Source organism: Pseudomonas sp. G(2018), from assembly GCF_005502415.1.
Lineage (GTDB): Bacteria > Pseudomonadota > Gammaproteobacteria > Pseudomonadales > Pseudomonadaceae > Aquipseudomonas.
The window spans coordinates 201848-219842 of record NZ_SCOO01000001.1; the positions used below are offsets into that span (position 1 = coordinate 201848).

Sequence of the window (17995 nt, forward strand, 5' to 3'; positions counted from 1 at the left end):
CACGCCACAGGCTCGCCGAGCACATGTTTAGTCCGGTTCGGGCCGCCATTATCCCGGTCTACACAGGGCCTGAAAGGATCGCGCAATGTTTGAAAACTTAACCGACCGTCTCTCGCAGACGCTGCGCCATGTCACCGGCAAGGCCAAGCTGACTGAGGACAACATCAAAGACACCCTGCGCGAAGTGCGCATGGCGTTGCTCGAGGCTGACGTCGCCTTGCCGGTGGTGAAGGACTTCGTCAATTCGGTCAAGGAACGTGCCGTCGGCACCGAAGTGTCGCGCAGCCTGACGCCGGGCCAGGCCTTCGTGAAAATCGTCCAGGCCGAACTCGAAAGCCTGATGGGCGCGGCCAACGAAGACCTGAACCTGAGCGCCGTTCCGCCTGCCGTCATCCTGATGGCTGGTTTGCAGGGGGCTGGTAAAACCACTACCGCCGGTAAACTTGCGCGCTTCCTTAAAGAGCGCAAGAAGAAGTCGGTCATGGTCGTGTCCGCGGACGTTTACCGTCCGGCGGCGATCAAGCAGCTCGAAACCCTGGCCGGCGACATCGGCGTGACCTTCTTCCCGTCCGACCTGAGCCAGAAGCCGGTCGACATCGCCCAAGCGGCTATTAAAGAAGCAAAGCTCAAATTCATCGACGTGGTCATCGTCGATACCGCCGGTCGCCTGCACATCGATGAAGAGATGATGGGCGAGATCAAGGCCCTGCACGCCGCGATCAACCCGGTCGAAACCCTGTTCGTGGTCGACGCCATGACCGGCCAGGACGCCGCCAACACGGCCAAGGCCTTCGGTGATGCGTTGCCGCTGACCGGTGTGATCCTGACCAAGGTCGACGGCGATGCCCGCGGCGGTGCTGCCCTGTCGGTGCGCGCCATTACCGGCAAGCCGATCAAGTTCATCGGTATGGGCGAGAAGAGCGAAGCGCTCGATCCGTTCCATCCTGAGCGTATCGCTTCGCGCATCCTCGGCATGGGCGACGTGCTCAGCCTGATCGAGCAGGCGGAAGCGACCCTCGACAAGGATAAGGCCGACAAGCTGGCCAAGAAGCTGAAGAAGGGCAAAGGCTTCGATCTCGAAGACTTCCGCGATCAGCTGCAACAAATGAAGAACATGGGCGGCCTCGGCGGTCTCATGGACAAGCTGCCGAACATGGGCGGTGTGAACCTGGCGCAGATGGGCAACGCCCAGAGTGCGGCAGAGAAACAGTTCAAACAGATGGAAGCCATCATCAACTCCATGACCCCGGCCGAGCGCCGCGACCCTGAACTGATCAGCGGTTCGCGCAAGCGTCGCATCGCCATGGGCTCCGGCACTCAGGTGCAGGACATCGGTCGCTTGATCAAGCAGCACAAGCAGATGCAGAAGATGATGAAGAAATTCTCCGCCAAAGGCGGGATGGCCAAAATGATGCGCGGCATGGGCGGTATGTTGCCCGGCGGTGGTATGCCGAAAATGTAAAGAATCCGCGCCGGCAGTCTTGTCGGCGCAGCCCCACAGGGATGTGGGATACACAGCAAACCCGCACTTGGCGGGAGCTGACCGGCCGTTTTTTTTGACGGCTCTATAGCAAATCTGCATGGCGGCCGGTAGGTCGCCGGAAAAAGTCATTTGCAAAAGTCCGGATATTCCTTAGAATATGCGACCTTTCGGGCACCTATGCCCGCTGTGCCTTTAGATTTGCAGCACCGACTACAGGAACGATGTTCACATGCTAACAATCCGTCTTGCCCTTGGCGGCTCCAAAAAGCGCCCGTTTTACCACTTGACCGTAACCGACAGCCGCAACCCGCGCGACGGTTCGCACAAGGAACAGGTTGGTTTCTTCAACCCTGTTGCTCGTGGTCAGGAAGTTCGTCTGTCCGTGAACCAAGAGCGCGTAGCCTACTGGCTGAGCGTTGGTGCACAACCTTCTGAGCGCGTTGCTCAGTTGTTGAAGGAATCTGCCAAGGCTGCGGCCTGAGCAATATGAACGCGACGCCAGCTGTTGCTGATGATTTGATCGTTATCGGCAAGATTTACTCTGTTCACGGCGTTCGCGGCGAAGTGAAGGTGTATTCCTTTACTGATCCGATCAAGAACCTGCTGGATTACAAAACCTGGACGCTCAAGCGTGACGGCAATGTAAAGCAGGTAGAGCTGGTCAGCGGACGCGGGAATGACAAGTTCCTGGTCGCAAAGCTCAAGGGTCTCGATGATCGTGAAGAAGCTCGTCTTCTGGCCGGTTATGAGATCTGCGTGCCGCGCAACCTGTTCCCTGAACTGACCGACGGCGAGTACTACTGGTACCAGCTGGAAGGTCTCAAGGTCATCGACACCCTCGGGCAACTGTTCGGGAAAATCGATCACCTGCTGGAGACCGGCTCGAACGATGTAATGGTGGTCAAGCCTTGCGCTGGCAGCCTGGATGATCGCGAACGCCTGTTGCCCTATACGGAGCAATGCGTGTTGGCCGTCGACCTGGTCGCAGGCGAGATGAAGGTGGATTGGGATGCGGACTTCTAAGCGTGGCTAACTTGCGCGTAGAAGTGATCAGTTTGTTTCCCGAGATGTTCTCCGCCATCAGCGAGTACGGCATCACCAGTCGTGCGGTGAAACAGGGGCTCTTGCAGCTCACCTGTTGGAATCCGCGAGACTACACGACGGATCGACATCACACTGTGGATGATCGCCCATTTGGCGGTGGTCCGGGCATGGTGATGAAGATCAAGCCCCTGGAAGATGCTCTGGTTCAGGCCAAGGCAGCCGCCGGGGAGGGTGCGAAGGTGATCTACCTGTCGCCCCAAGGCCGTCAACTGACTCAGTCGGCGGTACGCGAGTTGGCGAATCTGGATGCATTGATCCTGATTGCCGGCCGCTACGAAGGCATTGACGAGCGGTTTATTGAAGCTCATGTCGATGAAGAGTGGTCGATTGGTGACTATGTACTGTCTGGCGGCGAGCTGCCGGCGATGGTCCTGATCGATGCGGTTACACGACTGCTGCCTGGAGCTTTAGGGCATGCGGACTCCGCCGAGGAAGACTCCTTTACGGATGGTTTGCTGGATTGCCCGCACTACACCCGACCGGAGGTGTATGCGGATCAGCGTGTTCCCGACGTATTGCTAAGTGGCAATCACGCGCACATCCGGCGTTGGCGTTTACAGCAGTCCCTTGGTCGGACCTATGAACGACGCGCCGATCTTCTGGAAAGCCGCTCGCTTTCTGGAGAAGAGAAGAAGCTGCTCGAGGAATACATCCGCGAGCGGGACGATAGTTAACAACGTATCGATGGTAGATCCGACGATTTACCTTAGGAGCACAGCATGACTAACAAAATCATCCTTGCACTCGAAGCAGAGCAGATGACCAAAGAGATCCCTACCTTTGCCCCGGGCGACACCATTGTCGTTCAGGTGAAAGTGAAGGAAGGCGACCGTTCGCGTCTGCAAGCGTTCGAAGGTGTTGTTATCGCCAAGCGTAACCGCGGCGTAAACAGTGCATTCACCGTTCGTAAAATCTCCAACGGTGTTGGCGTAGAGCGTACTTTCCAGACCTACAGCCCGCAAATTGACAGCATGGCTGTCAAGCGTCGCGGTGACGTACGTAAAGCCAAGCTGTACTACCTGCGTGACCTGTCGGGTAAAGCAGCTCGCATCAAGGAAAAACTGGCTTAAGTCCAGCTTCCGATGCAGAAAAAAGCAGCCTACGGGCTGCTTTTTTGTTGCCCGCGATTTATCTTCCTTGGCCGTATTACCGGTCTTGCCTGAGCCTTTATGCCTGCCATTGATCATCCACTGATAGACCAATTCCTTGATGCCCTGTGGTTGGAAAAAGGTCTTTCCGATAACACCCGCGATGCCTATCGCAGTGACCTCGTGCTGTTCAACGGCTGGTTGCAGGAAAAAGGCCTGGAACTGGCCAACGCTGGCCGGGAGTTGATCCTCGATCATTTGGCCTGGCGCGTGGAGCAAAACTACAAGCCCCGTTCCACCGCGCGATTTCTTTCGGGCGTGCGGGGTTTCTATCGCTATTTGTTGCGGGAAAAGTTGATCGCCGTTGATCCGACCCTTCGCGTCGATATGCCGCAGCTTGGCAGGCCGTTGCCCAAATCCTTGTCGGAAGCGGATGTCGAGGCCTTGCTGGCGGCACCGGATTTAAGCGAGGCAATCGGTCAGCGTGATCGGGCCATGCTCGAGGTGTTGTACGCCTGCGGCCTGCGGGTGACGGAGCTGATCAGCCTGACGCTGGAGCAGGTAAACCTGCGCCAGGGCGTGCTGCGGGTGATGGGTAAAGGCAGCAAAGAGCGATTGGTGCCGATGGGCGAAGAGGCGATTGTCTGGGTCGAGCGTTACCTGCGCGATGGCCGTGGCGAGTTGCTCGGCGGCCGTCCCAGCGATGTGCTGTTCCCCAGCCAGCGCGGCGAGCAGATGACCCGCCAGACGTTCTGGCACCGGATCAAGCATCAGGCCAAGGTGGCGGGGATCGGCAAGTCCCTGTCGCCGCACACCTTGCGCCATGCGTTCGCCACGCACCTGCTCAATCACGGTGCTGACTTGCGGGTGGTGCAGATGCTGTTGGGTCATAGCGACTTGTCGACCACACAGATCTATACCCATGTTGCCCGGGCGCGCTTGCAGGATCTGCACGCCAAGCACCATCCCCGAGGCTGATCCTGTTCACTGTGGGGGCGAGCCTGCAACATAGAATCTCCCACAAAAAGCCTTCGCCAATGCCTTGTATCACCCGCATTCGGCCCCACGGGCCTTATGTGGTAGGCTTTGCCGGTTTGTACGATGGGCGGTTATGACCCGGTGTTTCAGTACCGGCGTTCTGGTCGTCCCATTTGTCCGCCTTCAGGAGTTCTCATGCGTCTGACCCAGATTTTCGCCGCCGCAGCCATTGCGTTGGTCAGCACCTTTGCCGTCGCCGATGACGCGGCCGACAAAGCCATCCGTAAAAGCCTGGAAAACCTCCAGCTCGACGTGCCGGTAGAAACCATCACCGCCAGTCCGCTGCCGGGCCTCTACGAAGTCAAACTCAAGGGCAGTCGTGTGCTGTACGCCAGTGCCGACGGCCAGTACGTGGTTCAGGGCTACATGTTCCAGCTCAAGGACGGCAAGCCGGTCAACCTGACCGAGAAGACCGAACGCCTGGGCATCTCCAAGCTGATCAACGAGATTCCGGTCGCTGAAACCGTGGTCTACCCGGCCATCGGCGAAACCAAGTCGCACATCACCGTATTCACAGACACCACCTGCCCGTATTGCCACAAGCTGCACGCCGAAGTGCCCGAGCTGAACAAGCGCGGCATCGAAGTACGTTATGTGGCGTTCCCGCGCCAGGGCCTGGGCTCGCCGGGTGACGAGCAGCTGCAAGCGGTGTGGTGCTCGAAAGACAAGAAAGCGGCCATGGACAAGATGGTCGACGGCAAGGAAATCAAGGCCGCCAAGTGCGATAACCCGGTATCCAAGCAGTTCGCCCTCGGCCAGTCGATCGGTGTGAACGGCACACCGGCCATCGTTTTGGCTGACGGTCAGGTCATTCCGGGCTACCAGCCTGCGCCACAAGTCGCCAAACTGGCGTTGGGCGCGAAGTAAAATTCGCATCGTCACGGCAAGCCTTGACGATCATGGTCCGGCAGCGACATCGCCGGGCCATTAATAGAGAGCCGCGAACCTGCGGCTGTTTTCACGGCCGGCCTCGAGTCGGCCGTTTTATGGGGAGTTCACAGTGAAACCGGTCAAAGTAGGCATCTGTGGGTTAGGGACCGTCGGTGGCGGTACCTTCAACGTACTTCAGCGTAACGCCGAGGAAATTGCTCGTCGTGCCGGGCGTGGGATCGAAGTGGCGCAAATTGCCATTCGCACGCCAAAGCCTCAGTTCCAAACGACCGGTATTGCGATTACCAACGATGTCTTCGATGTGGCCACGAACCCTGAGATCGACATCGTCATAGAGCTGATGGGCGGCTACACCGTTGCCCGCGAGCTGGTACTCAAGGCCATCGAGAATGGCAAGCATGTGGTCACCGCGAACAAGGCGCTTATCGCTGTTCACGGTAATGAAATTTTCGCCAAGGCTCGCGAGAAGGGCGTGATCGTTGCGTTCGAAGCGGCCGTGGCCGGTGGCATTCCGGTGATCAAGGCGATCCGTGAAGGCCTGTCCGCCAACCGCATCAACTGGGTCGCCGGCATCATCAACGGCACCGGCAACTTCATTCTCACGGAGATGCGTGAGAAGGGCCGGACCTTTGAAGACGTGCTGGCTGAAGCCCAGGCTTTGGGTTACGCCGAAGCCGATCCGACCTTCGATGTCGAAGGCATCGATGCGGCGCACAAGCTGACGATCCTGGCGTCCATCGCGTTCGGGATCCCGTTGCAGTTCGACAAGGCCTACACCGAAGGCATCACCAAGCTGACCACCGCTGACGTGAACTACGCCGAAGCCCTGGGCTATCGCATCAAGCACCTGGGCGTGGCGCGCAGCACCGCGACCGGTATCGAGTTGCGCGTGCACCCGACGCTGATTCCGGCCGATCGCCTGATCGCCAACGTCAACGGCGTGATGAACGCGGTGATGGTCAACGGCGACGCCGCCGGTTCGACCCTGTTCTACGGCGCCGGCGCCGGCATGGAGCCGACCGCTTCGTCGGTGATCGCCGATCTGGTGGACGTGGTTCGCGCCATGACCTCCGACCCGGAAAACCGCGTACCGCATCTGGCTTTCCAGCCGGATTCGTTGTCGGCTCACCCGGTCCTGCCGATCGAAGCTTGTGAAAGCGCCTATTACCTGCGTATTCAGGCCAAGGATCATCCGGGCGTACTGGCCCAGGTGGCGAGCATCCTGTCCGAGCGCGGGATCAACATCGAATCGATCATGCAGAAGGAAGTCGAGGAACACGACGGCCTGGTGCCGATGATCCTGCTGACCCACCGCGTGCTGGAGCAGCATATCAACGATGCGATCGCCGCCCTGGAAGCCTTGGCGGGCGTAGTGGGTCCGGTGGTACGGATCCGCGTCGAGCACTTGAACTGACAGCAGCTGCAAGCCTCAAGCTACAAGCTGCAAGTGAAAAACAACGCAGCCGCAAGCTTTGAGCCTCAAGCCGCAAGTTAAAGCAGTTCCGCTTTTACTTGCAGCTTGCAGCTCGAAGCTTGTAGCTCAAAACCGAAGGTTTTGCCCCTATGCGCTATATCAGCACCCGCGGCCAGGCACCGGCCCTGAATTTCGAAGACGTCCTGCTGGCCGGTCTGGCCACCGACGGCGGTTTGTACGTCCCGGAAAACCTGCCACGTTTCACCCAGGAAGAAATCGCTTCCTGGGCCGGCCTGCCGTATCACGAGCTGGCATTCCGCGTCATGCGCCCGTTCGTCACCGGCAGCATCCCTGATGCCGATTTCAAAAAAATCCTTGAAGAAACCTACGGTGTGTTCGCCCACAGCGCCGTGGCGCCGCTGCGTCAGCTGAACGGCAACGAATGGGTGCTGGAGCTGTTCCACGGCCCGACCCTGGCGTTCAAGGACTTCGCCCTGCAACTGCTCGGTCGTCTGCTCGACTACGTGCTGGAAAAGCGCGGCGAGCGTGTGGTGATCGTCGGTGCCACGTCCGGTGATACCGGTTCGGCCGCCATCGAAGGCTGCAAGCACTGCGAAAACGTCGATATCTTCATCCTGCACCCGCACAACCGCGTTTCCGAAGTGCAACGTCGGCAGATGACCACCATTTTCGGCGAGAACATCCACAACATCGCCATCGAAGGCAACTTCGATGACTGCCAGGAAATGGTCAAGGCGAGCTTCGCCGACCAGGGCTTCCTCAAGGGCACCCGCCTGGTGGCGGTGAACTCGATCAACTGGGCGCGGATCATGGCCCAGATCGTTTACTACTTCCACGCAGCCCTGCAACTGGGTGGCCCGGCGCGTTCGGTGTCGTTCTCGGTGCCGACGGGCAACTTCGGCGATATCTTCGCCGGCTACCTGGCGCGCAACATGGGCTTGCCGATCAACCAGTTGATCGTCGCCACCAACCGCAATGACATCCTGCACCGCTTCATGAGCGGCAATCAGTACGTCAAGGAAACCCTGCACGCCACCCTGTCGCCGTCCATGGACATCATGGTGTCGTCGAACTTCGAGCGTCTGCTGTTCGACTTGCACGGTCGCAACGGCGCGGCGATTGCCGGGCTGATGGACAGCTTCAAGCAGGGCGGTGGCTTCAGCGTCGAGCAGGAGCGCTGGACCGAAGCACGCAAACTGTTCGACTCGCTGGCCGTGGATGATGCGCAAACCTGCGAAACCATCGCCGAAGTCTACGAGCAGACCGGCGAAGTGCTGGATCCGCACACCGCCATCGGCGTCAAGGCCGCACGCGAATGCCGCCGCAGCCTGGATATCCCGATGGTGATCCTCGGCACGGCCCATCCGGTCAAGTTCCCGGATGCGGTGGAAAAAGCCGGTGTAGGAAAAGCGCTGGAGCTCCCTGTGCATCTTTCCGATCTGTTTGAGCGAGACGAGCGTTGCACCGTGTTGCCGAACGACCTGAAAGCCGTGCAGACCTTTGTCAGCCAGCACGGTAATCGCGGCAAGCCGCTGTAACCAGCAATCGCTTAACATCGCGTGCGGGCCTCGTAATCCTTGTGGGAGCGAGCCTGCTCGCGAAAGCGGTCTTTCATTCAAAATAATGCTGACTGACTCACCGCCTTCGCGAGCAGGCTCGCTTCCACAAGGGAGGCTGCTCAGCGAGCCCGACAGACGTGATACGCCTGTTTTTTCCCTGTCATCTTTCCAATGCATCCTCTATCGACCAGAGAGCTATCAGAACTTTCTTCTCGGGCCGGCGGTCATTTACTGTAGACACGCCCCAGGCACTTTGTTTTCGGACTATTGAGTGGTGATCGAGATGGAAAGTATCAGTCTCTTGCTCGGTGAGGCTCTGAGCCCGTACCAGGTGACGTTGACCCCGTCTGGCCTTCATGGCGAATGCCGGGTGACATTGAAGAATGCGACCGGTGTGGTCGTGGTCGATCGGGAGTTCAATCAGGCGCAGTTGACCGACAAGCGTTCGTTGACTGATGTGGTCGATGGCTTGCATCGTGATGTGCTGATCGCGGAAGGACGCCTGGAGCCCTGTGTTATCGCGGCGTTGCGCAATGCTGCTCAAGACAAGCTGCTGGCCAGCAGAAATTGAATTGTCATTGGCGGGAACCTTCCTGCCCCCAAGTCAGTCAGACCTCTTAACAGCAGGATCAAGCATTGTGCTCCGGTGCTTGTAGCTTGCTTTTACGGGTCTTTATGTAGGCCACGTTTAACCCCGAGTCGTCTCCCCACTTCTCGGGGTTTCTTTTTGCCTGGGCTTTTTCATTGCCCGGCCTGCTGTTCGAAAAATTGCCTGGAGGCTTCCAGGTACTCGCTGCGACTTTCCGGGTCGAGCCAGGCGGCGTAGGCCTCGCTCAGGTGGTCGCGGGGCAGGGTGCGCAGCAGCTGGTTGATTTCGATGATTGCCTGCCGGCCTTGGGGGGTGTCGGTGCAGCCGATATAGCCGGACAGGTATTTGCCCGTGCCGCGAATCGGATAGAACTGCAATTCATCCTCCGCAATCCCTTGCTGTTCGGCCTGGTAGCGGATCTCCGGACGATAGCCCAACAGCAACTGCAAGCGCCCAAGGCGTTGCATCTGCAACAGGCTGCCCAAGGCGTCGTTGCCGTAGTGAAGCGTCAGGGCTTTTGGGGGGGCTTGTTTGATGAGTGCGTCAAGGAAGTCGCCATAGTTGCGTTCGGCAACAATGCCCAGGCTAACGCTGCCAGTGGCCAGCAGCGCCGCCAGGTCCACCTCGCCATCTTTGATGAACGGGGTCAGCACCTCCCGATCAACGCGTTTCACCGCCAGGCCATTGCTCATTGCACGGAAGACCGGGATGGAAAATGCAATCCAGCTTTCGCGCTCCTTGCTCCAATTCAGCGCTGCGTCGCAGACAAGGGATGGCTCGTGAAGCATCTGCAAGCCGCGAGCACGATTAACCTTCATCACGCTGTGCTGGTACTTGGGCATACCAGCAATCAACCGTGACAACAGTTGATCGATGACCCCCTGGCCTTTTTTCGGTCCGTCGAAAATGAACAGTGGCGGCAGATCCCGCTTGAGCCAGAGCAGGGATTCCTTGGATTGCGCCAGCGCAGGCATGGCCAGAACAGTGATCAACAACAGGCCTGCAAACGCGCACAAAACCCGCCCGTAACGCAACAGGCGATAGTTGAAGGGGCGCGCACGCAGACGTTTCAGCTCAGATGGCTCCGTCTTTGCGCAGCTGTGTGATCTGCGACGCGTCATAGCCAAGTTCCTGGAGTACCTGGGCGTTATGCTCGCCCAGTTGCGGCCCGACCCATTCACAATCACCGGGTGTCTCAGAGAGTTTCGGCACGATCCCCGGCATCTTGAAGTCTTTGCCATCGGGCAGCTTGGCCTGCAGAAACATTTCCCGGGCGAGGTATTGCGGATCGCTGAACATGTCTTCGGCGCTGAAGATCCGGCTGGCGGGCACGTCAGCTTGATTCAGGTGCTCAAGGACCGTGTCCAGCGGTAGCGAGTTGACCCAGCGATCGATGACCCCGTAGAGCTCGTCACGGCGACCGTCGCGGCCGTCGTTGCTGGCCAGCATCGGGTCATTGGCCAGGTCTTCGCGGCCAATCACCAGCATGAAGCGTTTGAAGATTGCATCGCCGTTGGCGCCGATCTGCACGTGTTTGCCATCGGCACTGGTGTGGATCGAGGAGGGGGTGATGCCGGGCATGATGTTGCCGGTGCGTTCGCGGATGAAACCGAACACATCGAACTCCGGAACCATGCTTTCCATCATGGCGAAGATCGCTTCATACAGCGCCACGTCCACCACTTGCCCCTGTCCGCCATTCACCTCGCGGTGACGCAGGGCCATCAGCGCGCCGATCACACCCCAGAGCGCGGCAATCGAGTCGCCGATGGAAATCCCGGTGCGCACCGGTGGCCGGTCTTCGAACCCGGTGATGTAGCGCAGGCCGCCCATGGACTCACCGACCGCGCCAAATCCTGGCTGATCTTTCATAGGGCCGGTCTGGCCGAAGCCCGAGAGCCGCACCATCACCAGTTTCGGATTCAGTGCATGCAAGGTGTCCCAGCCCAGGCCGAGTTTTTCCAGGACGCCGGGGCGGAAATTCTCGATCAGGATGTCTGCTTCGCTCAGCAGTTTTTTCAGAATCGCCAGACCGTCCGGATGTTTCAGGTTCAGGGTCAGCGACTTTTTGTTACGGGCCTGCACAAACCACCACAGCGAAGTGCCTTCATACAACTTGCGCCATTTGCGCAGCGGATCACCACCGTCCGGGGATTCGATCTTGATCACCTCGGCACCGAATTCAGCGCAGATACGCGAGGCAAACGGGCCGGCAATCAAGGTGCCCAACTCAATGACTTTCAGACCTGAGAGCGGTTTAGTGGTGAACGGCATACGGGATCCTGTAGGACGAGAGACTTGGCGAATACAGACTTTTAACATAGCCGACTGTCAGGCGCTCAAGGTAGATCGCCATCAATTCGATGATTGCCTGTCGCATCGGTTAGACTTGCCGCCTTTCCACGTATCAAGAAGCCCGTTCATGGCCCAGCCGTCCACGACCTACAAGTTTGAATTGAATCTCACCGACCTCGACCGCAGTGTCTACGAGAGCGTCAAGCAGACCATCGCCCGTCACCCTTCTGAAACCGAAGAGCGCATGACCGTGCGCCTGTTGGCCTACGCCCTCTGGTACAACGAGCAGCTGTCTTTTGGCCGTGGTCTGTCAGAAGTGGATGAGCCAGCCTTGTGGGAAAAAAGCCTGGATGACCGTGTGCTGCACTGGATCGAAGTCGGTCAGCCGGATGCCGAACGCCTGACCTGGTGTTCGCGTCGCACCGAACGCACCAGCCTGCTGGCTTACGGCAGCCTGCGTGTCTGGGAAGGCAAAGTGGTGCCGGCGGTGAAAAACCTGAAAAACGTCAATATTGCCGCCGTGCCTCAGGAAGTCCTGGAAACCCTGGCCAAAGACATGCCCCGCGTCATCAAGTGGGACGTGATGATCAGCGAAGGGACGATTTTCGTCACCGATGACCGTGGCCAGCACGAAGTCCAGTTGCAATGGCTGGCCGGCGAACGCGGCTGATTGTTTGCAGCCAGCACGCGTCAACCGATTTAATCCTGTGTACTTGAGAGAAGCCCCCGTTACCCCATGCGCATCGAACCTCGCCTGTTGCCCGACACCCTGCCATTGCTCGGTGATATTCCGCCGCTGCTGACCCGGTTATACGCGGCGCGGGGCGTACAGTCCGAAGCCGAGCTGGACAAGAGCCTGGCGCGGTTGATTCCGTTCCAGCAGCTTAAGGGCATCGATGCAGCCGTAGATTTGTTGGTGGTGGCGCTGGACCAGCGGCAGCGGATCCTGATCGTCGGCGACTTCGACGCCGACGGCGCCACGGCCAGTACCGTGGGTACGCTGGGCTTACGCCTGCTGGGTGCCGCGCACGTCGATTACCTGGTGCCCAATCGGTTCGACTACGGCTACGGCCTGACCCCGGAAATCGTCGCGGTGGCGCTGGAGCGCCAGCCACAGTTGTTGATCACGGTGGACAACGGCATTTCCAGCGTCGAAGGCGTGGCGGCGGCGAAGAAGGCCGGGCTCAACGTGTTGGTCACCGACCACCACTTGCCCGGTGATGAACTGCCGTTGGCCGATGCCATCGTCAATCCGAACCAGCCGGGTTGCGGCTTCCCAAGCAAGGCACTGGCCGGCGTCGGGGTGATTTTCTATGTGTTGATGGCCCTGCGCGCGCGATTGCGCAGCCTGGGCTGGTACGAAACCAGGCCGCAGCCGAACATTGGCGAATTGCTCGATCTGGTGGCCCTGGGTAGTGTCGCCGACGTAGTGCCGCTGGATGCCAATAACCGGATTCTGGTGCATCAGGGCCTGGAACGGATTCGTGCCGGACGTGCCCGGCCGGGGATCAAGGCGATTCTCGAAGTGGCCAAGCGTGATCATGCGCGCATCACCTCGACGGACCTGGGGTTCATCGTCGGCCCGCGCCTCAATGCAGCGGGGCGCCTGGATGACATGAGCCTGGGCATCGAATGCCTGCTCACCGAAGATGCCGGTTTGGCACGGGAAATGGCCGCACAGCTGGACGGCATGAACCAGGACCGCAAATCCATCGAGCAGGGCATGCAGCGCGAAGCGCTGGCCCAGCTCAAGGATTTACCGGTGGAATCGATGCCGTTCGGTTTGTGCCTGTTCGATCCCGAGTGGCATCAGGGTGTCATCGGAATCCTGGCATCACGTATGAAAGAGCGTTACTTCCGTCCGACCATCGCCTTTGCCGATGCAGGCGACGGCTTGCTCAAGGGCTCGGGGCGCTCGGTCCAGGGCTTTCATATTCGCGATGCCCTGAGCGTGGTGGCGGCGCAGCATCCGAACCTGATCACCAAGTACGGTGGCCATGCCATGGCCGCTGGCCTGACGTTACCGGAAGCGAATTTTCCGTTGTTCGCCGAAGCCTTCGATGCTGAAGTGCGTCGCCAATTGCGCGAAGAAGACCTGACCGGACGCCTGCTCTCGGACGGCACCCTCGCCGTCGAGGAGTTTCACCTGGAACTGGCCCGTGCCCTGCGTCATGCAGGACCCTGGGGGCAGCACTTCCCGGAACCGCTGTTTCACGGAGTGTTTCAGTTGGTCGAGCAACGGGTGGTGGGTGAACGGCACCTCAAAGTGGTACTCAGAAGTGAATGTGGCTCGGTCAAGCTTGATGGCATTGCCTTTGGTATCGACCGTGACATCTGGCCCAATCCGACCATCAAGTGGGTGGAGTTGGCCTACAAACTCGACGTCAACGAATTCCGCGGTAACGAAACCGTTCAGCTGATGATTGCCCACATCGAACCGCGTTGACCCGATTCTTGTAGGAGCGAGCTCGCTCGCGATGGACGACAGGACACCGTGGGGCATCAGGTCTCCAGGGTTATCGTTCACGACCATCGCGAGCAAGCTCGCTCCTACAGGGGGCGACATCCCCCGTTGTCGACTAGGCTCTAATCACTGCTTGATTTTCCTTGTGACGTCTTGTCGAATTTTTTGCCCGCGGGGGCGGGTGCTGTACCTTTTTCCTGTCACTCGTCGACTTTCAAACAGAACCCTGGAGCCTGCCCACTGATTCGAGAGGTGCCCCATGAGTCTGCTGCTTGAACCCTATACCCTTCGCCAACTGACCCTGCTCAACCGTATCGCGGTATCGCCGATGTGCCAGTATTCCAGCGTCGATGGCCTGGCCAATGACTGGCACCTGGTCCACCTCGGCAGCCGTGCCATCGGCGGGGCGGGGCTGGTATTTACTGAAGCCACGGCGGTCACCGCCGACGGGCGCATCACCGCGCAAGACCTTGGTTTGTGGAACGATGAACAGATCGAACCGCTGCAACGCATCACCCGCTTCATTGCCGCTCAGGGCGCCGTTGCGGGTATCCAGCTGGCCCATGCGGGACGCAAGGCCAGTACCTATCGGCCCTGGCTGGGCACACATGGCAGTGTGAAACCCGCAGACGGCGGCTGGGTACCGGTCGGCCCGTCACCGATCGCTTTCGACCCTGAACACACAAAGCCCAAGCAGCTCGAAGAGCGCGAGATAGCCGACATTATTCAGGCCTTCGTCGATGCGGCCAATCGTGCACTCATTGCCGGATTCAAAGTGGTCGAAGTGCACGCGGCTCATGGCTATCTGCTGCACCAGTTTCTTTCGCCCCTGAGTAATCAGCGGCGTGACCAGTACGGCGGTTCATTCGAAAATCGCATTCGTCTGGTTTTGCAGGTCACCGAAGCGGTGCGCGCGGTGTGGCCTGAAGAGCTGCCGTTGTTTGTCCGGGTTTCGGCCACCGATTGGGTGGAGGATGGCTGGAATCCCGACGAAACCGTGGAGCTGGCGCGGCGGCTCAAGTCCCTGGGTGTGGACCTGATCGACGTCTCGTCGGGCGGTACGGCGGTCAATGCGGAAATTCCGACAGGGCCTGGCTATCAGACCCGCTTCGCTGAGCGTGTACGCAAAGAAGCAGGGCTTGCTACCGGCACCGTAGGAATGATTACCGAACCGGCGCAGGCTGAGCACATTCTGCGCACCTGTCAGGCAGACATCATTTTCCTGGCCCGGGAATTGTTGCGCGATCCGTACTGGCCGCTGCATGCGGATGACGACCTCGGTGGGCACAAGGCCGTCTGGCCCGCGCAATACCAACGGGCGACCCATCGTGAACAGCCTATTCATGAATCGGATTTACGTGACTGATTAAAAACAGCGCAAAAAAAGCCCCTGAATCGTGAGGTTCAGGGGCTTTTGTTTTTTCGGATATCCGATCAGGCCGCTTCGATCTTGCTGCGGTTCTGCTCGACCTTGTTCAGGTAATCCTTGAGCTTGTCCTGCTCTGCGGCGGTGGTGAACAAGCCAAGCTTGCTGCGACGCCAGAGGATGTCGTGGGCGGTGGTGGCCCACTCTTCGCTGCACAGGTAATCGACTTCGCGGGTATAGAGACCGCCGCCGATGTGCTCGCCCAGATCGCTCAGGTTTTGTACGCCTTCGAGCATGCGCCAGGTCCGGCTGCCGTAGGTGGTGGCCCAGCGGCGCGAGATCTCGGTCGGAATCCAGTCGTACTTGTCGCGGATCTGCGAGCTCAGCGCTTGCGGGGTGGTCATGCCTTCGCCGCCCGGCAGGGTTTCATTGGCCGTCCAGCTCGACTTGATGTGTGGGAAGTAGGACGCCAGTTGCGCCAACGCCGACTCGGCCAGCTTGCGGTAGGTGGTCAGCTTGCCGCCGAACACCGACAGCAGCGGCGCTTCCTCACCGCTGCCCGACAGCGCCAGGGTGTAATCGCGGGTGACGGCCGACGGGTTGTCGGACTCGTCGTTGCACAGCGGACGCACACCGGAATAGCTGTGCAGGATGTCGTCTCGGCTGATCTGCTTTTTGAAGTGGGCATTGACCACTTTCAGCAGATAATCAGTTTCGCCTTCGGTGATCGCCACTTTGGCCGGATCGCCGGTGTACTCGCGGTCGGTGGTGCCGATCAGGGTGAAGTGGTTCAGGTACGGAATGGTGAACACGATGCGCTGATCTTCGTTTTGCAGAATGTGCGCGTGCTCGCCTTCGTATAGCTTTGGCACGATCAGGTGGCTGCCCTGGATCAGGCGGATGCCGTAGGGCGATTCCATTTTCAGGTCATCACGAATGAACTTGGCGACCCAAGGGCCGGCCGCATTCACCAGTGCCTTGGCGCGGATCGAAAACAGACTGCCATCGGCACGCTCCAGGTGCAGGTGCCACAGGCCTTTGGTGCGACGTGCGCTGACACAGCGGGTCTGGGTGTGGACGTGAGCGCCTTTTTCCCGGGCAGCCATGGCGTTCAACACCACCAGGCGTGCATCGTCGACCCAGCAGTCGGAGTATTCGAAGCCTTTGGTGATTTCGCTTTTCAGGGCGCTGTCCGGGCCGAACTTCAGGCTTTTCGAACCTTTGAGTTGTTCCCGTTTGCCGAGGTTGTCATACAGGAACAGGCCGGCGCGGATCATCCAGGCCGGACGCAGGTGCGGGCGATGCGGCAGCACGAAGCGCATTTGCTTGACGATGTGCGGTGCCTTGGTCAGCAGCACCTCGCGCTCGGCCAGAGCCTCGCGCACCAGGCGGAACTCGTAGTGTTCGAGGTAGCGCAGACCGCCGTGAATCAGCTTGCTGCTGGCCGAAGAAGTGTGGCTGGCCAGATCATCCTTTTCGCAAAGGAACACCGAGAGTCCGCGGCCGGCGGCATCCGCTGCGATCCCCACGCCATTGATGCCGCCACCGATGACGGCGATATCGTAGACCTCGGCAAGAGGGGGCGTAGGCAAGGTAGAAGTGGGCATCGGCTAAGGCCTCGGAGTTCTTTGATTTTCTGTATTTGAATTCGAACATTGATGTTCATTTGCGAAAATATTAGCCCATAAAGACGCGCACAGCCAGTCGGCTTCGATTGAAAAAACTCATCGAAGGGCGATTAAAGGAAAATATTCGAACATCGAGTGCGTGATGGTACGCAGGAAAGGTGCTGTCTGTGAGGACGCCTTCGCGGGCAAGTCGAAGGCGCCGGTACAGGCGCCGAACAATGGCAGGATTAGACGACTTCCAGCCGAATCTTGTGCTGATTCAATAGCTGTGTGAGCGCTGGCACGGGCTGTTGATCGGTGACCAGGCAATCGATCAGGCTGATCGGCCCCAATCGGATCATGGCGTTACGCCCGAACTTGCTGGAGTCGGCGGCGAGGATCACTTTGCGGGCGTTGGCGATGATCGCCTGGGACACCCGCACTTCCTGATAATCGAAATCCAGCAGGCTGCCGTCTTCATCGATGCCGCTGATGCCGACCAGGGCGAAGTCGACCTTGAACTGATTGATGAAGTCGACACTGGCCTGACCGACCACGCCACCATCGCGTCGCACGTTGCCGCCGGTCAGCAGAACGTCGAAATCGTCCTTGGCGCTGAGCATCGAGGCCACGTGCAGGTTGTTGGTGATGATCTTCAGATGGCTGTGATTGAGCAATGCTCGGGCGATGGATTCGGTGGTGGTGCCGATGTTGATGAACAGTGAGGCGTGATCGGGAATCTGCGCCGCAATGGCTTCGCCGATCCGTTGCTTCTCATCACGCATCTGATCGGCGCGCATGGCGTAGGCGGTGTTTTCGACACTGGAATCGTAAGCGGCGCCGCCGTGGTAGCGACGCAGCAGATTGGCTTCCGCCAGTTGATTGATATCGCGGCGGATGGTTTGCGGAGTAACGACGAACAGCGTGGCCATTTCCTCGATGCTGACATAGCCGCGCTCGCGGACCAGTTCGAGGATTTGCTGCTGACGGGGAGGCAGATTCATGGGGCGTCCTTTGGGCTGCCGTGCAAAATTTGCCCATGATGCCGCACGAATCCTCTCCCTGCCAGTTACATG

17 protein-coding genes are annotated in these 17995 nt (G+C 59.2%); 13 read left to right on the plus strand and 4 right to left on the minus strand.

From position 1 onward, the window contains the following. The first annotated feature begins 85 nt into the window (after positions 1–85). The 10 genes from ffh to FFS64_RS00995 all read left to right on the plus strand — a co-directional run bounded on the left by ffh (position 86) and on the right by FFS64_RS00995 (position 9169). Entirely contained in the window at positions 86–1462 is a 1377-nt protein-coding gene (ffh, locus tag FFS64_RS00945; protein WP_137803854.1) for a signal recognition particle protein, read from the plus strand. A gap of 250 nt (positions 1463–1712) precedes the next feature. After that, positions 1713–1964: a 30S ribosomal protein S16 gene (rpsP, locus tag FFS64_RS00950; protein WP_003198088.1), complete on the plus strand. Its 252-nt coding sequence runs from the start codon at positions 1713–1715 to the stop codon at positions 1962–1964. A 5-nt stretch (positions 1965–1969) separates the two neighbouring features. After that, a complete protein-coding gene (rimM, locus tag FFS64_RS00955) occupies positions 1970–2506 on the plus strand; it encodes a ribosome maturation factor RimM (RefSeq protein ID WP_077046480.1) in 537 nt (178 codons plus the stop codon). Between the two features lie 2 nt (positions 2507–2508). Continuing rightward, positions 2509–3261 carry a tRNA (guanosine(37)-N1)-methyltransferase TrmD gene (gene trmD, locus FFS64_RS00960; RefSeq protein ID WP_047532757.1) on the plus strand — a complete coding sequence of 251 codons (753 nt, stop codon included), beginning with the start codon at positions 2509–2511 and terminating at the stop codon, positions 3259–3261. A 45-nt stretch (positions 3262–3306) separates the two neighbouring features. After that, a complete protein-coding gene (gene rplS / locus FFS64_RS00965) occupies positions 3307–3657 on the plus strand; it encodes a 50S ribosomal protein L19 (RefSeq protein WP_003175895.1) in 351 nt (116 codons plus the stop codon). 99 nt (positions 3658–3756) lie between these two features. Next, entirely contained in the window at positions 3757–4653 is an 897-nt protein-coding gene (xerD, locus tag FFS64_RS00970; RefSeq protein ID WP_137803855.1) for a site-specific tyrosine recombinase XerD, read from the plus strand. Positions 4654–4848: 195 nt separating this feature from the next. Beyond that, positions 4849–5580: a bifunctional protein-disulfide isomerase/oxidoreductase DsbC gene (gene dsbC, locus FFS64_RS00975; RefSeq protein WP_137803856.1), complete on the plus strand. Its 732-nt coding sequence runs from the start codon at positions 4849–4851 to the stop codon at positions 5578–5580. A gap of 133 nt (positions 5581–5713) precedes the next feature. Further along, positions 5714–7018 carry a homoserine dehydrogenase gene (locus FFS64_RS00980; RefSeq protein WP_137803857.1) on the plus strand — a complete coding sequence of 435 codons (1305 nt, stop codon included), beginning with the start codon at positions 5714–5716 and terminating at the stop codon, positions 7016–7018. Positions 7019–7167: 149 nt separating this feature from the next. Then, complete coding sequence (gene thrC, locus FFS64_RS00985) at positions 7168–8577, plus strand: threonine synthase (protein WP_095193060.1); 1410 nt, start codon at positions 7168–7170, stop codon at positions 8575–8577. 304 nt (positions 8578–8881) lie between these two features. Next, complete coding sequence (locus FFS64_RS00995; protein ID WP_095193061.1) at positions 8882–9169, plus strand: DUF3509 domain-containing protein; 288 nt, start codon at positions 8882–8884, stop codon at positions 9167–9169. Between the two features lie 170 nt (positions 9170–9339). Here FFS64_RS00995 and FFS64_RS01000 read toward each other — a convergent pair whose 3' ends face one another. Together FFS64_RS01000 and FFS64_RS01005 are read right to left on the minus strand one after the other, a co-directional pair. Beyond that, the gene (locus FFS64_RS01000) at positions 9340–10308 is read right to left on the minus strand and encodes a TIGR02285 family protein (protein WP_137803859.1); all 969 of its coding nucleotides are present in this window, start codon (positions 10306–10308) and stop codon (positions 9340–9342) included. Beyond that, positions 10262–11461 (minus strand): CaiB/BaiF CoA-transferase family protein, encoded by a 1200-nt coding sequence (locus FFS64_RS01005; RefSeq protein ID WP_137803860.1) that lies wholly within the window; start codon positions 11459–11461, stop codon positions 10262–10264. Before FFS64_RS01005 ends, FFS64_RS01000 begins: the two co-directional genes overlap by 47 nt. 148 nt (positions 11462–11609) lie before the next feature. On the opposite strand from FFS64_RS01005, the gene FFS64_RS01010 reads away from it, so the two are divergent. The 3 genes from FFS64_RS01010 (at position 11610) to FFS64_RS01025 (ending at position 15312) form a co-directional block, all read left to right on the plus strand. Then, positions 11610–12152 carry a YaeQ family protein gene (locus tag FFS64_RS01010; RefSeq protein ID WP_007971297.1) on the plus strand — a complete coding sequence of 181 codons (543 nt, stop codon included), beginning with the start codon at positions 11610–11612 and terminating at the stop codon, positions 12150–12152. A gap of 66 nt (positions 12153–12218) precedes the next feature. Next, the gene (gene recJ / locus FFS64_RS01015) at positions 12219–13928 is read left to right on the plus strand and encodes a single-stranded-DNA-specific exonuclease RecJ (RefSeq protein WP_137803861.1); all 1710 of its coding nucleotides are present in this window, start codon (positions 12219–12221) and stop codon (positions 13926–13928) included. 277 nt (positions 13929–14205) lie between these two features. After that, positions 14206–15312 (plus strand): NADH:flavin oxidoreductase/NADH oxidase, encoded by a 1107-nt coding sequence (locus FFS64_RS01025; protein WP_137803862.1) that lies wholly within the window; start codon positions 14206–14208, stop codon positions 15310–15312. A gap of 68 nt (positions 15313–15380) precedes the next feature. On the opposite strand, the gene glpD is transcribed toward FFS64_RS01025, so the two are convergent. Then, a complete protein-coding gene (glpD, locus tag FFS64_RS01030; RefSeq protein ID WP_137803863.1) occupies positions 15381–16919 on the minus strand; it encodes a glycerol-3-phosphate dehydrogenase in 1539 nt (512 codons plus the stop codon). Positions 16920–17167: 248 nt separating this feature from the next. Beyond that, positions 17168–17923, minus strand: a complete 756-nt coding sequence (locus FFS64_RS01035) for a DeoR/GlpR family transcriptional regulator (RefSeq protein ID WP_095193067.1) — start codon at positions 17921–17923, stop codon at positions 17168–17170. Positions 17924–17995 lie beyond the last annotated feature (72 nt).

Excerpts from the sequence above, each read along its gene's own strand:
- recJ (WP_137803861.1), top strand. The coding sequence starts at position 12,219 with ATGCGCATCGAACCTCGCCTGTTGCCCGACACCCTGCCATTGCTCGGT.
- rplS (WP_003175895.1), top strand. The coding sequence starts at position 3,307 with ATGACTAACAAAATCATCCTTGCACTCGAAGCAGAGCAGATGACCAAA.
- thrC (WP_095193060.1), top strand. The coding sequence starts at position 7,168 with ATGCGCTATATCAGCACCCGCGGCCAGGCACCGGCCCTGAATTTCGAA.
- dsbC (WP_137803856.1), top strand. The coding sequence starts at position 4,849 with ATGCGTCTGACCCAGATTTTCGCCGCCGCAGCCATTGCGTTGGTCAGC.
- xerD (WP_137803855.1), top strand. The coding sequence starts at position 3,757 with ATGCCTGCCATTGATCATCCACTGATAGACCAATTCCTTGATGCCCTG.
- ffh (WP_137803854.1), top strand. The coding sequence starts at position 86 with ATGTTTGAAAACTTAACCGACCGTCTCTCGCAGACGCTGCGCCATGTC.
- rimM (WP_077046480.1), top strand. The coding sequence starts at position 1,970 with ATGAACGCGACGCCAGCTGTTGCTGATGATTTGATCGTTATCGGCAAG.
- FFS64_RS01000 (WP_137803859.1), bottom strand. The coding sequence starts at position 10,308 with ATGACGCGTCGCAGATCACACAGCTGCGCAAAGACGGAGCCATCTGAG.
- glpD (WP_137803863.1), bottom strand. The coding sequence starts at position 16,919 with ATGCCCACTTCTACCTTGCCTACGCCCCCTCTTGCCGAGGTCTACGAT.
- FFS64_RS01025 (WP_137803862.1), top strand. The coding sequence starts at position 14,206 with ATGAGTCTGCTGCTTGAACCCTATACCCTTCGCCAACTGACCCTGCTC.
- FFS64_RS01035 (WP_095193067.1), bottom strand. The coding sequence starts at position 17,923 with ATGAATCTGCCTCCCCGTCAGCAGCAAATCCTCGAACTGGTCCGCGAG.
- FFS64_RS00995 (WP_095193061.1), top strand. The coding sequence starts at position 8,882 with ATGGAAAGTATCAGTCTCTTGCTCGGTGAGGCTCTGAGCCCGTACCAG.
- FFS64_RS01010 (WP_007971297.1), top strand. The coding sequence starts at position 11,610 with ATGGCCCAGCCGTCCACGACCTACAAGTTTGAATTGAATCTCACCGAC.
- FFS64_RS01005 (WP_137803860.1), bottom strand. The coding sequence starts at position 11,461 with ATGCCGTTCACCACTAAACCGCTCTCAGGTCTGAAAGTCATTGAGTTG.
- rpsP (WP_003198088.1), top strand. The coding sequence starts at position 1,713 with ATGCTAACAATCCGTCTTGCCCTTGGCGGCTCCAAAAAGCGCCCGTTT.